Here is a 13,664-nt window from a genome sequence, read left to right on the forward strand (position 1 = left end):
GTGCTGCGCGGATACAAGACCAGCGAGGTGGACTGGGTGCTGGACCGGCTGGCCCGCGAGCTCGAGGCGCTGCGCGGTGAGCTGGCCGCGGTGCACGCCCCGGCGTCACCCGAAGGCGAGCCCGAGGCCGTGGAACCCGGGGACCGCGAGGAACGTCTGGACTAGATGTGAGCGATGACGGGCTGGTTCGGTGTGGTTGGGCGGCCATTCGCCCCGGACCCGATTTCCAGATGTACCGCGACTACCACGACCAGGAGTGGGGTCGCCCGGTGCACGACGGGCTGGCGCTGTTCGAGCGGATGAGCCTGGAGGCCTTCCAGAGCGGGCTGTCGTGGCTGATCATCCTGCGCAAGCGGGAGAACTTCCGGCGGGCTTTCGCCGGGTTCGATTTCGAGCGGGTCGCCGGCTACACCGAAGACGACGTACAGCGGCTGATGGCGGATACCGGCATCGTGCGCAACCGGGCCAAGATCGACGCGACGATCGCCAACGCGCGCGCCGCGGCCGAGCTGGGAAGTGCGGCGGACCTGTCGAAGCTGCTGTGGTCCTTTGCGCCCGAACCGCGTCCCCGGCCCGCTGACGGCTCCGAGATTCCTTCGGCCAGCGAGGAATCGAAGGCGATGGCGCGTGAGCTCAAGCGGCGCGGGTTCCGCTTCGTCGGGCCGACCACCGCCTATGCGCTGATGCAGGCGACCGGGATGGTCGATGACCATGTCCGGGGCTGCTGGGTGCCTTCTGCCCGGTGACGATGCGGGCCGCCTGCGGCCCGCTGAGGAGGCGGGCAATCAGGTTCTGCCCGGTGACGATGCGGGGCGGGCGGTCGGGTTCAGCCGCCCGCTAAGCCCGCAGAGCCGGGTCTTTGTACAACTCGTGACCTGGATAGGGAACAATGGGGGGGTGATTTGGCAGTTCGATGTCGGGTATGGCTGGAAAATCGCTGGCGGGGCATGCTCGGCGCCGACCAGGTCCGCAAAGGCGGGCCAGCTCGAACCTGGAGGGAGCACTCGATGGCGGCGATGAAGCCCCGGACCGGCGACGGTCCTCTGGAAGCAACCAAGGAGGGGCGCGGCATCGTGATGCGGGTACCACTTGAGGGTGGCGGTCGACTGGTCGTCGAGCTGACGCCCGACGAAGCCGCAGCCCTCGGTGACGAACTCAAGGGTGTCACGAGCTCCAGCTGAGACGTGCCGGCGGACGGCCGCCGCTACGCACACACCTTTCGGTAGATGTCCAGGGTCTGCTCGGCGACGCGGGCCCAGGAGAATTCCTCGACGCAGCGCTGGCGTCCCGCCTCGCCGTAGCGCTTCGCCTTCTCGGAGTCGGCGACGAGATCATTGACCGCTTCGGCCAGCCTCGCCTCGTAGCCGGTCGGGTCGCCGGCGTCGTAATGCACCAGTGAACCCGTCACCCCGTCGACGACCACCTCGGGTATCCCCCCGACATCGGACGCCACCACGGCCGTCGCGCACGCCATCGCCTCCAGGTTCACGATACCCAGCGGCTCATACACCGATGGACAGACGAAAACCGTTGCGGCCGAAAGTATTTCGCGGATCTCGCCGACGGGCAGCATCTCCCTGATCCAGAACACGCCCTGCCGGTGGTCGGTCAGCCGTTCCACCGCGGACCGGATCTCGTCGGCGATCTCCGGAGTGTCGGGGGCGCCCGCGCACAGCACCACCTGCACCTCGGGGGCGAACCGGTGCGCCGCCGCAACCAGGTGGGCCACACCCTTCTGCCGGGTGATCCGGCCGACGAACGCCACGGTGGGCCGGTGCGGGTCGACCCCGAGTTCGGCCAGCACCGACCCGGTTTCCATCGGCCCGGACGGATACCAGACGTCCGTGTCGACGCCGTTGCGGACGACGTGCACCAGGCTGGGGTCCAGGGCGGGATAGACCCGCACAATGTCTTCACGCATCGCGGAGCTGACCGCGATGACGGCGTGCGCGGCCTGAACCGCCGTGTGCTCCACCCACGTCGACACGCGATAGCCACCGCCGAGCTGTTCGGCCTTCCACGGCCGCAGCGGCTCGAGCGAATGAGCGGTCAGGACGTGGGGGACGTCGTAGAGCAACGCGGCCAGGTGCCCGGCCATGCCGGTGTACCAGGTGTGCGAATGGACGACGTCGGCCGCTGACGCGGCGTTGGCCATCATCAGGTCCGCGGACAACGTCGTCAGCGCGGGGTTGGCGCCCCGCAAGCGCGGATCAGGCTGGTGCACGGAGGCGTTCGGCCGGGGCGCGCCCATGCAGTGCACATCGACCGCGCACAATCGGCGCAGCTGGGCGACCAGTTCGGTGACATGTACACCGGCGCCCCCGTAGACCTCTGGTGGGTACTCCCGAGTCATCATCGCCACCCGCATACCCGCACGGTAGTTCGGTGACGACGAGGCCCGCGAGTCGGGCCGAGAAGTCGCCGGACCGTCGAGCCTGTCGGTGACGACGAGGCCCGCGAGTCGGGCCGACAATCGATGGCCGGAACCCCGGGAACCAAATACCTTGACGGACAGCCGCACAGAAGATCGCCAATTAGCACGGTCCCTCTGGCAGCGTTTCGCGACGGCCGATAGGTTTGAACCATGAGGGAAGCGCCACACGTGCTGGGCATTGTCCTGGCCGGCGGTGAGGGCAAGCGGCTGTATCCGCTGACCGCGGACCGGGCCAAGCCCGCAGTTCCCTTCGGTGGCGCATACCGGCTGATCGATTTCGTGCTGTCCAACCTCGTCAATGCCCGCTATTTGCGGATCTGCGTTCTCACTCAGTACAAGTCGCATTCACTTGACCGTCATATTTCGCAGAATTGGCGGCTGTCCGGTCTGGCCGGTGAGTACATCACCCCGGTACCCGCGCAGCAGCGCCTGGGCCCGCGCTGGTACACCGGCTCCGCCGACGCGATCTACCAGTCACTCAATCTGATCTACGACGAAGACCCCGACTACATAGTCGTTTTCGGCGCCGACCACGTGTATCGGATGGACCCCGAGCAGATGGTCCAGTTCCACATCGAAAGCGGGGCCGGCGCAACGGTGGCCGGCATCCGGGTGCCGCGCAGCGAGGCCAGCGCGTTCGGGTGCATCGACGCCGACGATTCCGGGCGCATCCGCGCTTTCGTGGAGAAGCCGTTGGATCCGCCGGGCACACCGGACGACCCGGACTCGACGTTCGTATCGATGGGCAACTACATCTTCACCACGAAGGTGCTCATCGACGCCATACGCGCCGACGCCGACGACGACCACTCCGACCACGACATGGGCGGCGACATCATCCCGCGCCTCGTGGCCGACGGGATGGCAGCGGTCTACGACTTCAAGGACAACGAGGTACCGGGCGCCACCGATCGCGACCGAGGGTACTGGCGTGACGTGGGGACGCTGGACGCGTTCTACGACGCCCACATGGACCTGGTGTCGGTGCACCCGGTGTTCAACCTCTACAACAAGCGCTGGCCGATTCGCGGCGAGTCCGAGAACCTGGCGCCGGCCAAATTCGTCAACGGCGGCTCGGCGCAGGAGTCGGTCGTGGGCGCCGGCAGCATCATCTCGGCGGCCTCGGTGCGCAATTCGGTGCTGTCGTCCAACGTCGTGGTCGACGACGGCGCGATCGTCGAGGGCAGTGTGATCATGCCGGGCGCCCGGGTCGGCCGGGGCGCGGTGGTGCGCCACGCCATCCTGGACAAGAACGTCGTCGTCGGCCCCGGCGAGATGGTCGGCGTGGACCTGGAGAAGGACCGGGAGCGCTTCGCGATCAGCGCCGGCGGTGTGGTCGCCGTGGGCAAGGGCGTCTGGATCTAGCCGCCCGCTACGGAATCTCTGGGACCAGCAGGTGCGCATCGTGGCGCGGGCCCCAGTGCAGTGTGACGCGACCGCGCGGCGAGCCGGCGTAGGCCGCGGGGAGTTGGCCGGTGAGCGGGTTCCGCGGGCACAACCAGCGGCCGGCGACCACCAGCCGCAGCCGCTCACCGGCGCGGAACAGGGTCGCCGACGGGCCCAGCGCGACGTTGACCTCGACGACCTCGTGGGCCGCGACGGGCTGCGGGTCGGTGCATGCGGCCACGGGTTCCCACGGCCTGGACAGGTCGGGGTCCAGCGCGCGCAGCGCGACTCGCTGCCAACCGGTGCTGACCCGGTCGCGCCCGTAGCCGTACGAGCCCTCGAATGCGACAAACCGGTCCCCGAACCTGCCGGAGCGCCACTTCTCCACGCCGACGAACAGGTTGGCGTCGTCGCAACCGTGCAATTGGACCCACAACCGCGCCGCCATCGGCCCCGTCAACTCGACGTCCGCGGGAACCGTCCAGCTGAAAGCGGCCGCCGCAGCACGGGTTTCGAATGTGATGCTGCCCGGCTGCGGCGGGCGCCGGGCGGCCAGTGCCCCGCCCGTGTCGAGATACAAAGGCCGCCAACGGGTGCGCGCCAGCGGCCAGTCGGCTTCTTCGCGCACTGCCGCGACGGTGTCGCGGTCTTCCCGGACCTCGAGGCGGACGCTGCGCGAACCGGGCGCCCCGTCCAGCGCGGCGCGGAAAAACTTCAGCTGCTCGGCCAACGCGGGCCCGGAATAGAAGGTCGCCCATTTCCCCGCGCGGTGGGTGTAGAGGCGGGCGTGCCTGGAACCGGCGTCCGTGAACGCGCGGATGGAGCCCCGGCTGTGCAGGTTGTTGTCGGAGAAGCTGCCGCACACCAGCATCGGCACGTCGATGGCGGACAGCCCCGGCACCAGGGAGCGCCAGAACTCGTCGCGCAGCGGGTGGGCGTCCTGCATCCCCTCCAGGTCGTAGGCCTGCCGGGTGTCGCGTCGCACGATCCGCGACCACATGCGGGTGAAGCCCCGCTCCCGGACGCCACCCGGAAAGCTCAGGTCGCGGTAGGCGTCGGTGAAGCCCTCCCAGGGACAGATGGCCTTCAGTGCCGGGGGGCGCAGCGCCGCGACGGCGTACTGGCTGATGGCCAGGTACGACACGCCCAGCATGACGACCCGCCCATCGCTCCACGGCTGGTCGGCAATCCACTGCACGACGTCGTAGGTGTCCTCGGCCTCCCGGCGCGACAACAGCTTTCCGGTGCCCTCGGAGTGGCCGCAGCCGCGGGCGTCGGAGTTCACCACCACGAACCCCTGCGCGGTCCACCACGCCGGATCGGGTGCCTCCCAACCGGTCAGAGCCGAGAAGGTCACCGGCCGAGGCTGGCGCAGAATCCGGTACTGCACGGAGAACGTCCACCTGCTGCCGCGCCGTTTCGGCAGGTTGTCCTTGCCATAGGGGTGGATGCTCAGAATCACCGGCCGGGCCGGCGCGACGGCCTCCCGGAACACGTTGAGCCGCAACACCGTTCCGTCGCGGGTCGGCACGCCCACGTCGCGCTCGACGCGTAGGCCGGCCGGCGGATCGGTCACGGTGACGGGGGGCGCGGCCAGACCGCGCAGGCGGCTCACCGCGTACCGGAGTGCACCGGGCCGCCGCCACGGCCGGTCCCGGGTGGGCGCGGGATTTCGGGCCACGCGACTACCCTAGGCGGGTCGTCTTGGCGATTACCAGATGTAGGGCACCAGCCGGTAGCGCACCCGCTGCCGGTATTCGCGATACCCGGTCAGCTCCTCGGTGAGCAGCTTTTCCTCGTCGAGGATGCGCAGTGCGAGCATGACGCCGCCCGGGAGGACGAACAGCAGTCCCCAATAGGAGCCGAGCGCCAAGGGCATGCCGATCATCATGATCACGTTTCCGACGTACATGGGATGGCGCACGAATCGGTAGAGTCCGTCGGTCACCAGCGTCTGGCCCGACTCCACGGTGATGGTGGCGCCGGCATAACCGTTTTGGACGATCACCAGCATGGCGAGCCCGAGTCCCGTCACCACCAGGACGTCGCCGACCACACATAGCCACGCCGGCACCGACGACCAGCCGAACCGGTGATCGAGCGCGCTGACCACCATCGTCACGAACAGGGTCAGAAACGAGCCGGTGATGATGAATTTCTGGGCCGCCCGGGGTTCGGCCCGTGGGCCCGCGTTCATGCGCCGCCGCAGCGCGGCGGGGTTGTGGCGCGCAAGGTAGATCACCGGGACGATCGTGGCCGCCATGAAGACGGCGATGAAAACCCATGCCTGCCAATAGCGCAACGTGCCCGCCGGCACGAAGAGGATCAACCCGAACGACAGGATCCCCCAGAGCGACCTCAGCGTCACGCGGATACCGGTTTTCACGACGCCTTCTAGCTACGCAGGTCGCGGCGTCGGAAGGCCATGACACCGAGCGTAATCAGTCCGGTGTCGATGGCCAACAGCCAAAGCAGCGGCACACCGGTGAAATCCGCGCCGACCCGGGGGATGTGGGCGAACGGTTCCAGGTCGAGCAGCCACTGCGGGAAGCCGGCCAACGACCCGATCAAGTACAACGCGATGAACCCGACGAGAACGCCCCAGGCCACGGGGGTGAATCGCGGGGCGAGACCGAACACGGCGACGGTCACCGCCGACAGCAGCCAGACGGCGGGCAGCTGGACGGCCGCGCTGCCCATCACGACGGCCAGCTTGCCGCCGACGTCGCCCGCCGCGGCGCCGTAGACGAGCCCGGCGGCAACACCGCTGACCAGCATCGCCACCGCGGATCCGAGCAGCGCCGCCAGCAGGTGGCTCGCCAGCCAACGGGTTCGCGACACCGCGCCGGCCAGGGTGGTCTCGGCTCGTTGGGCCGTTTCCTCCTGGTGCAGCCGCAATGTCAGCGAGACGGTGAATGCGGCGGCCGCCATGCCCAGCATGGTGAAGGCGACGGCGATGAATGCCTCCGCCAACGCGTTGGTGCCGCCCATCCGGACGACGATGTCGCGCGCGGCGTTGCTGTTGCCGAGCTCGTCGCCGATGCCGTGCACCACGCTGCCCAGCAACACGCCATACAGGCAGAGGCCCACCGTCCACAGCACCAGGGCGCCGCGGTCCAGCCGCCAGGCCAGCCCGAATACATTGCCCAGCGCGGGCGCCGCGGAGCCCGGACCGGGGCGCTCGGCGACGAGGCCGGCGCCGACGTCTCGGCCGGCCAGCAGGCGGTAGGCCACCAGAGTCAGCGCGACGGTCGTCGCCACGTGCAGCGCCAGCACCGACCAGTGGTCTCCCGCGTACGGCCGGACTTGCAGCGACCACCCCAGGGGCGAGAGCCACGACAGCGAACCGGAACCGGCGTCGCCGAGGGCGCGCAGCGTGAAGGCGGCTGCCAGGACCGCAAACGCGGCCCCGCGGGCGGTCCGCGCACTCGGTGACAGTTGGGCGGCCACCGCGGCGACCGCGGTGAACACCAATCCAGAGCAAGCGAGCGCGGCGCCGAACGCGAGCGACCCGCCGGGTGGGACATCGGTGGTGAGCAGTCCCGCCGCGCCGATCACGCCGGTGGCGACGCTGGCCCCGAAGGACAACAGCAGCGCGGCGCTGAGGCCGGCGTAGCGGCCGACCGCGGTGGAGTCGAGGAGTTCGGTTCGGCCGGCCTCCTCGTCGGCGCGGGTGTGCCGGATGACGGTCAGGATGACGGCCACCGAGATCAGCAGGTGAAACATCCCCGCCTTCCAAATGCCAACGGCCCCAAGGCTGTCGTTGTAGACCTGGCCGTAGAGCGCGCGCTGTGCTGGGCTCGCCATGATGGACGCGGCGAACCCGGCGCGTGTGGCCTGGGTGGGGTAGACCTTTTCGATGCTGCCGACGTACACCGTTGCCAGCGGCACGGACAGCAGTAACACCCACAGCGGCAGTGAGATTCGATCGCGGCGCAGGTAGAGCCGCAGCATTGCGAGCGTTCCCGTGAAGTTCGGCCGGCGTTGCGGCGCGGGGTGGGCCGGACGGTGCGACCGATCCAAGGTTGCGGTGGTCATGATGCGGACACCCTGCCCGCCGTGTCGTAGTGGCGCAGGAAGAGTTCCTCGAGCGTCGGCGGCTGGCTGACGAGGCTGCGCACACCGGCGTCGCCGAGCGCGCGGATCAGTTCGCCCAGGCTTTCGCTGTCGACCTGGGCGCGCAACGTGTAACCCTCGACGCTGACGTCCGCTACGCCCTTGATCCGGGTGAGGTCGCCGGGGTCGCCGGTCATCTCGGCCCTGATCGAAGTGCGGCTGAGATGCCGCATGGAGTCCAGCGAGCCGCTCTCGATGGTCCTGCCGGCGCGGATGATGGTCACCCTTTCGCACAGCGCTTCCGTCTCGGCCAGAATGTGACTGGACAACAAAACCGTCGTACCCCGGTCGCGCGCCTCGGCGACGCACTGCTGAAAGACGTTCTCCATCAGGGGGTCCAGGCCGCTGCTGGGCTCGTCCAGGAGCAGCAGGCGGGCTCGCGAGGAGAAGGCCGAGATCAGGGAGACCTTCTGCCGGTTGCCCTTGGAGTAGGTCCGCGCCTTCTTGTGCGGGTCGAGGTCGAAGCGCTCGATCAACTCGGCGCGGCGCCGGTGATCGATGCCGCCGCGCATGCGGGCCAGCATGTCGATGGTCTCGCCCCCGGTCAGCGTCGGCCACAGCGTGACATCGCCGGGCACGTAGGCGATTTGGCGGTGCAGCTCCACCGCGTCGGTCCATGGGTCACCGCCCAGGAGGCGCACGGTGCCGCCGTCCGCCCTGACCAGACCCAGCAGGATGCGGATGGTCGTCGACTTCCCCGCGCCGTTGGGGCCGAGGAAGCCGTGCACCTCGCCTTCGCGCACGGTGAGGTCGAGGCCGTCGAGCGCGTGCACCGCCCCGAATCTCTTTGTCAGGCCGCGGATTTCGATGGGCGCGGCAGTGTCAACTGGCATCGGTTTCTCCTTGATCTTCGGCGGCCAGGAAGGCGTCGTACATGGTGCGGTCGACCATCAGCCCTTCGGTGTAGATCTCCAGCGCGGGCAGCACCATCTCGCGGGCATAGTCGCGCAGGACCGCCCGGATATCCGTTGGGGTTTCATGCATCTGCAGATACAGCAGAAAGCCGCCACCGCCGGTGATGCCCAGGTACCGGGCCCGGGCGTGCGGGTCCCGGCTGGGCTTGATGGTGCCTGCCCGCACGCCCTCGTCCAGGTACTCTTCGGCGTTGTCGATCATTCTGCGCCACAACATGTTCGCCAGTTCTCCGCCGGACTGCATGCTGCGGACCAGGTAGGCCATCATCGGCGCGTACGACTCGATCTCGGCCATCTGGGCGAACCAGGTGGCGGGGTCGTTCGACCTGAGAGCCTCGGACTTGCTGTTGCGGATCTCTTCGGCGATGTAGTCGTCACACGCCTTGCGCAGGCCATCCTTGGAACCGAAGTGGTGGATGACCAGCGCGGCGCTCACGCCTGCGGCTTCGGCGATCGCGCGCAGCCCGACGCCGAACCCCTGCTCGCCGAACTGTTCGATCGCCGCGTCCCGGATCCGGGCGGCGGCGGTCAGGTCGGCTGAACGCATGTTCAGTAGGCTAAACGCGCGTTCAGTCGCGAGTCAAGGGGGTGGCCCGTCAAGAATCGGTCAAGAATCCGTATGGGTGTGGTGCGCGGACTAATCGCGCACGGCGGCCAAAATGCCGTCGCCGAGTGGCACCAGCGCCGGGGTGAGCCGCTCGTCCTCCGCGATGAGCCGCGCCGCCTCCCGCACCGCGATCACCTCCGCGTCGCGGGCGGCGGGATCGCCGGCACGCCCCCCGAGGGCGGCCCGGTGCACCACGATGACGCCGCCGGGTCGCAGCAGCCGCACGCCCTCCACGACGTAATCGGGCTGATCAACCGGGTCTGCGTCGATGAACACCAGGTCGTAGGACTCGTCGGCCAGCCGGGTGAGGACCTCCTGGGCCCGGCCGCTGATCAACCGGGTGCGCGACGGCCCGATCCCGGCCTCGGAGAAGGCCTGCTTGGCGAGCCGCAGATACTCGGGCTCGATGTCGATCGTCGTCAAGACGCCGTCGTCGCTCATGCCGGACAACAGCCACAGCCCGCTGACCCCGGCACCGGTGCCCACCTCGGCGACGGCCTTGCCGCCGCTGAGTTTGGTCAACAGGCTCAGCAGCGCACCCACCGCCGGCGTCACCGCGCCCGCGCCGATGTCCATCGCGCGCTCGCGGGCGGCCGCCAGCAGCGCGTCCTCCGAGATCGACCCCTCGGCGTGCGCGAAGAGGGATTCGGCTCGACTGGGCGCCGGCTGGCCGGGGGTTTCTGCGTCGGTGCCGTCCATGCCCGCAGCGTATTCCACTTCGGTGCGCGGCCCGGCGTGGCACGCCTAAGCCGCCCCGCCACGACACGCCCGGCAACGTCGAGGCGTTTAGTTTCCCCCCGCGGCGGATATCTCCTGCGCAGCGATGGTAACGATCCGGTTTCTCAGGTTGAGCTCAGATTGTTCATATATCGCACATACGCCGATACGCGACGGTGTCCCTATGGATCGCGGAACGCGTTGGCACGGGAATACGGACTGGCGGCCACGTGTTGCCGCCGGTGACGACTTGTCGCTTTTGGGCAGGACGGATTCGGAGGATCTGATCATCACCACGCTTTTGGGCCCGACCAGCATGTCGCACGCGCAGGACTGCCCCGCAGACGAGTGGGTGGAGCCGTCCGACGGGTTGCAGGGCACCGCGGTCTTCGACGCGACCGGGGACAAGTCCACGATGCCCTCGTGGGACGAACTGGTGCGTCAGCACGCCGACCGGGTGTACCGGCTGGCCTACCGCCTCTCCGGCAATCAGCACGACGCCGAGGACCTCACCCAGGAGACGTTCATCCGAGTCTTCCGGTCGGTGCAGAACTACCAGCCCGGGACGTTCGAAGGGTGGTTGCACCGCATCACCACCAACCTGTTCCTGGACATGGTGCGCCGGCGCGCCCGGATCCGGATGGAGGCGCTGCCCGAGGATTACGAGCGGGTGCCCGCCGACGAGCCGAATCCCGAAGAGATCTACCACGATTCGCGGCTCGGCCCCGATCTGCAGGCGGCCCTGGATTCGCTGCCACCGGAGTTCCGCGCCGCGGTCGTGCTGTGTGACATCGAGGGCCTGTCCTACGAGGAGATCGGCGCGACGCTGGGCGTGAAGCTCGGCACCGTGCGTAGCCGCATCCACCGCGGACGTCAGGCCCTGCGCGACTACCTGGCCGCGCATCCCGAACCCGGTCCCGGCCGCAACGCGCTGCACGCCGAGTCGGCGTAGCCCGGCGAACGCAGGCCTGCCACGGCCCGCGATGCCAGCGGTTTTGCCGCCTGTAGACGGGGTATTGCGCCCCGCCTCGCGCTACATTCGAGGGGTAGGCGCAACGAAAGGACCCGGCGATGCCCGATCGAGGACATGTCTTCCGGCGTGCGTTCTCCTGGCTTCCCGCTCAGTTCGCCTCTCAAAGCGATGCGCCCGTCGGCGCCCCGCGCCAGTTCGGTTCCACCGAGCACCTCTCCGTGGAGGCCATCGCGGCCTTCGTCGACGGTGAGTTGCGGATGAACGCGCACCTGCGGGCCGCGCATCACCTGTCGCTGTGCCCGCAGTGCGCGGCAGAGGTGGACGATCAGAGCCGGGCGCGTGCGGCGCTGCGGGACTCGCAACCGATCCGCATCCCGAGCACGCTGCTCGGGATGCTGGCGGAGATTCCCTACGATTCGCCCGACGATGCGAGCAACCGGGCGGCCGACCGTTTTGCTGACCGCGACGCCCGTGAACAGCGCAAGCGCCGCTAGCTCGACACCTCCTCTTCGAAATCCCCGCAATTGATCCGGCCGAATTTTGCGCACGCCGCCCGTGCGCTCATGGGCGAGGTGCGCGGAACCGTGGATACTAGGGTGGACACAACCGCGCCGGTGTTGCACATCTCGCCCGGTGAAGGGCCCGTCTCGAGCGCTCAAGAAGAGGATCCGAAGGGGTAACGTGACCTCCGATCAAGGCTTCGACCAGAAGCAGGACAGCGGCAAGAACCGCGGCAGCCGTTTGGCGCCGCGCCCCATCTCGCGTCCGCCGGTCGACCCCGCCTCGCGTCAACTGTTCAGCCGGCCCGACGGGCTGCGCGGATCCTTCGTGGCCGATCGCGTCCGCCCGCCGAAGTATCGGGACCAGAGCGAGTTCAGGCCCCACGACGAGCCGGCCGATCCCGTGCTTCAGGAGGCGTTCAGCCGGCCGGTCGGCAGCCCCGACTCGCTGCAGCGCCACCCCGTCGACGCCGGTGCGCTCGCGGCCGAGAAAGACGGTGTCGAGCCGGACGAGGCCGACGATCCGTGGCGTGACCCGGCGGCGGCGGCGGCGCTGGGCACCCCGGCAGTGGCCCCGTCGGGACCCCGGAGGCCGCAGGGCTACGGCGGCAAGCTCGGTGTGCGCGATGTGCTGTTCGGCGGCAAGGTGTCCTACCTGGCGTTGCTCGTCTTGCTGCTGATCGCGTTGCTCATCGGTGTGATCGGCGGGGTGGTCGGTCGCAAGACGGCCGAGGTGGCCGAGGCCTTCACCACCTCGAAGGTGACGCTGTCGACCAACGGCAACGGCGAAGGCCCGGCCGGTCGCTTCGCGAAGGTGGCGGCCGCGACCGCCAACTCGGTGGTGACCATCGAGTCCAAGAGTGATCAGGAGGGCCTGCAGGGCTCCGGCGTGGTGGTCGACGGTCGCGGCTACATCGTCACCAACAACCACGTGATCTCCGAGGCGGCCAACAACCCCAGCCAGTTCAAGACGACCGTGGTGTTCAACGACGGCAAGGAAGTGCCGGCCAACCTCGTCGGCCGCGACCCCAAGACCGACCTGGCCGTGCTCAAGGTCGACAACGTCGACAACCTCAGCGTGGCCCGGTTCGGCGACTCGGACAAGGTGCGCGTCGGCGACGAGGTGCTCGCGGCCGGTGCGCCGCTGGGCCTGCGCAGCACCGTGACCCACGGCATCATCAGCGCGCTGCACCGGCCCGTCCCGTTGTCGGGGGAGGGCTCGGACACCGACACCGTCATCGACGCCCTGCAGACCGACGCGTCCATCAACCACGGCAACTCCGGTGGCCCGCTGATCGATATGGATTCGCAGGTGATCGGCATCAACACCGCGGGTAAGTCCCTGTCCGACAGCGCCAGTGGGCTCGGCTTCGCCATCCCGATCAACGAGGCGAAGGAAGTCGCGCAGACGCTGATCAAGGACGGCAAGATCGTGCACCCGACGCTGGGGATCAGCACCCGCTCGGTGAGCAACGCGATCGCCTCCGGGGCCCAGGTCGCCAACGTGAAGGCGGGAAGCCCCGCGCAAAAGGGCGGAATCCTGGAGAACGACGTCATCGTCAAGGTCGGTAACCGCACGGTCGCCGATGCCGACGAGTTCGTCGTCGCCGTGCGCCAGCTGACCATCGGCCAGGACTCCCCGATCGAGGTGGTCCGCGACGGCCGGCACGTCACCCTCACCGTCAAGCCCGACCCCGACGGCAGCTAGATGTTCGGCAGCCTGAGCTGGGAGCACATCCTGGTCCTCGTCGTGGTCGGGTTGGTGGTCCTCGGCCCGGAGCGGCTTCCCGGCGCGATCCGCTGGACGTCGACCGCGCTGCGCCAGGCTCGCGACTACCTCAGTGGGGTGACCACCCAGTTGCGCGACGACCTCGGGCCCGAGTTCGACGATCTGCGGGTTCCGCTGAGCGAACTGCAGAGACTGCGAGGGATGACTCCGCGCGCCGCCCTGACCAAGCACCTGCTCGACGGCGACGATTCCTTCCTCACCGGGAACTTCGACAGACCGGCCAACGGG

15 protein-coding genes are annotated in these 13,664 nt (G+C 68.8%); 8 read left to right on the forward strand and 7 right to left on the reverse strand.

What is annotated here, in order from left to right; translation table 11 throughout:
- The 3 genes from A9X04_RS27505 to A9X04_RS27515 form a co-directional block, all read left to right on the forward strand.
- On the forward strand, window positions 1-165 hold a 165-nt coding region (locus A9X04_RS27505; RefSeq protein WP_156764563.1), incomplete at its 5' end, for a DivIVA domain-containing protein.
- A gap of 2 nt (window positions 166-167) precedes the next feature.
- Window positions 168-746 (forward strand): DNA-3-methyladenine glycosylase I, encoded by a 579-nt coding sequence (locus A9X04_RS27510; RefSeq protein WP_067927826.1) that lies wholly within the window; start codon window positions 168-170, stop codon window positions 744-746.
- A 261-nt stretch (window positions 747-1,007) separates the two neighbouring features.
- Window positions 1,008-1,181 (forward strand): DUF3117 domain-containing protein, encoded by a 174-nt coding sequence (locus tag A9X04_RS27515; RefSeq protein ID WP_003878471.1) that lies wholly within the window; start codon window positions 1,008-1,010, stop codon window positions 1,179-1,181.
- A 23-nt stretch (window positions 1,182-1,204) separates the two neighbouring features.
- Here A9X04_RS27515 and glgA read toward each other — a convergent pair whose 3' ends face one another.
- Window positions 1,205-2,368, reverse strand: a complete 1,164-nt coding sequence (gene glgA, locus A9X04_RS27520; RefSeq protein ID WP_067927828.1) for a glycogen synthase — start codon at window positions 2,366-2,368, stop codon at window positions 1,205-1,207.
- A gap of 216 nt (window positions 2,369-2,584) precedes the next feature.
- Between glgA and glgC the strand changes: the two genes are divergently transcribed.
- Entirely contained in the window at window positions 2,585-3,799 is a 1,215-nt protein-coding gene (gene glgC / locus A9X04_RS27525) for a glucose-1-phosphate adenylyltransferase (RefSeq protein ID WP_067927831.1), read from the forward strand.
- A gap of 7 nt (window positions 3,800-3,806) precedes the next feature.
- Here the strand turns inward: glgC and A9X04_RS27530 are convergent, their stop codons facing one another.
- From A9X04_RS27530 to A9X04_RS27555, 6 genes are all read right to left on the reverse strand, one after another.
- On the reverse strand, window positions 3,807-5,501 hold the full coding sequence (locus A9X04_RS27530; RefSeq protein ID WP_067927834.1) for a CocE/NonD family hydrolase: 1,695 nt from the start codon (window positions 5,499-5,501) through the stop codon (window positions 3,807-3,809).
- A gap of 30 nt (window positions 5,502-5,531) precedes the next feature.
- A complete protein-coding gene (locus A9X04_RS27535; RefSeq protein ID WP_067927837.1) occupies window positions 5,532-6,206 on the reverse strand; it encodes an isoprenylcysteine carboxylmethyltransferase family protein in 675 nt (224 codons plus the stop codon).
- Window positions 6,207-6,214: 8 nt separating this feature from the next.
- Window positions 6,215-7,858, reverse strand: coding sequence for an ABC transporter permease (locus tag A9X04_RS27540; protein WP_156764564.1), 1,644 nt, complete (start codon window positions 7,856-7,858; stop codon window positions 6,215-6,217).
- Window positions 7,855-8,769 (reverse strand): ABC transporter ATP-binding protein, encoded by a 915-nt coding sequence (locus A9X04_RS27545; RefSeq protein ID WP_067927840.1) that lies wholly within the window; start codon window positions 8,767-8,769, stop codon window positions 7,855-7,857. The genes A9X04_RS27540 and A9X04_RS27545 overlap by 4 nt, the downstream gene beginning before the upstream one ends.
- Window positions 8,759-9,397, reverse strand: coding sequence for a TetR/AcrR family transcriptional regulator (locus tag A9X04_RS27550; protein ID WP_067927843.1), 639 nt, complete (start codon window positions 9,395-9,397; stop codon window positions 8,759-8,761). The genes A9X04_RS27545 and A9X04_RS27550 overlap by 11 nt, the downstream gene beginning before the upstream one ends.
- A 90-nt stretch (window positions 9,398-9,487) precedes the next feature.
- Window positions 9,488-10,156 carry an O-methyltransferase gene (locus A9X04_RS27555; protein WP_067927846.1) on the reverse strand — a complete coding sequence of 223 codons (669 nt, stop codon included), beginning with the start codon at window positions 10,154-10,156 and terminating at the stop codon, window positions 9,488-9,490.
- A gap of 202 nt (window positions 10,157-10,358) precedes the next feature.
- Here A9X04_RS27555 and sigE point away from each other — a divergent pair, with 202 nt between their 5' ends.
- The 4 genes from sigE to tatB all read left to right on the forward strand — a co-directional run.
- Window positions 10,359-11,126, forward strand: a complete 768-nt coding sequence (gene sigE / locus A9X04_RS27560; protein WP_067927849.1) for an RNA polymerase sigma factor SigE — start codon at window positions 10,359-10,361, stop codon at window positions 11,124-11,126.
- Between the two features lie 119 nt (window positions 11,127-11,245).
- The gene (gene rseA / locus A9X04_RS27565) at window positions 11,246-11,641 is read left to right on the forward strand and encodes an anti-sigma E factor RseA (RefSeq protein WP_067927851.1); all 396 of its coding nucleotides are present in this window, start codon (window positions 11,246-11,248) and stop codon (window positions 11,639-11,641) included.
- A gap of 187 nt (window positions 11,642-11,828) precedes the next feature.
- Window positions 11,829-13,355: a S1C family serine protease gene (locus A9X04_RS27570; protein ID WP_067927854.1), complete on the forward strand. Its 1,527-nt coding sequence runs from the start codon at window positions 11,829-11,831 to the stop codon at window positions 13,353-13,355.
- Window positions 13,356-13,664, forward strand: a 309-nt coding sequence (gene tatB, locus A9X04_RS27575; RefSeq protein ID WP_067927858.1) for a Sec-independent protein translocase protein TatB, incomplete at its 3' end; no start/stop codon positions are given. It abuts the gene before it with no gap.

Source organism: Mycobacterium sp. E3247 (assembly GCF_001667785.1).
Taxonomy (GTDB): Bacteria; Actinomycetota; Actinomycetes; order Mycobacteriales; family Mycobacteriaceae; genus Mycobacterium.

Bases quoted from the DNA above. Each gene is read 5' to 3' on its own strand.
- glgC (WP_067927831.1), top strand. From the start codon at position 2,585: ATGAGGGAAGCGCCACACGTGCTGGGCATTGTCCTGGCCGGCGGTGAG.
- A9X04_RS27545 (WP_067927840.1), bottom strand. From the start codon at position 8,769: ATGCCAGTTGACACTGCCGCGCCCATCGAAATCCGCGGCCTGACAAAG.
- glgA (WP_067927828.1), bottom strand. From the start codon at position 2,368: ATGCGGGTGGCGATGATGACTCGGGAGTACCCACCAGAGGTCTACGGG.
- A9X04_RS27555 (WP_067927846.1), bottom strand. From the start codon at position 10,156: ATGGACGGCACCGACGCAGAAACCCCCGGCCAGCCGGCGCCCAGTCGA.
- rseA (WP_067927851.1), top strand. From the start codon at position 11,246: ATGCCCGATCGAGGACATGTCTTCCGGCGTGCGTTCTCCTGGCTTCCC.
- sigE (WP_067927849.1), top strand. From the start codon at position 10,359: ATGGATCGCGGAACGCGTTGGCACGGGAATACGGACTGGCGGCCACGT.
- A9X04_RS27540 (WP_156764564.1), bottom strand. From the start codon at position 7,858: ATGACCACCGCAACCTTGGATCGGTCGCACCGTCCGGCCCACCCCGCG.
- A9X04_RS27550 (WP_067927843.1), bottom strand. From the start codon at position 9,397: ATGCGTTCAGCCGACCTGACCGCCGCCGCCCGGATCCGGGACGCGGCG.
- A9X04_RS27515 (WP_003878471.1), top strand. From the start codon at position 1,008: ATGGCGGCGATGAAGCCCCGGACCGGCGACGGTCCTCTGGAAGCAACC.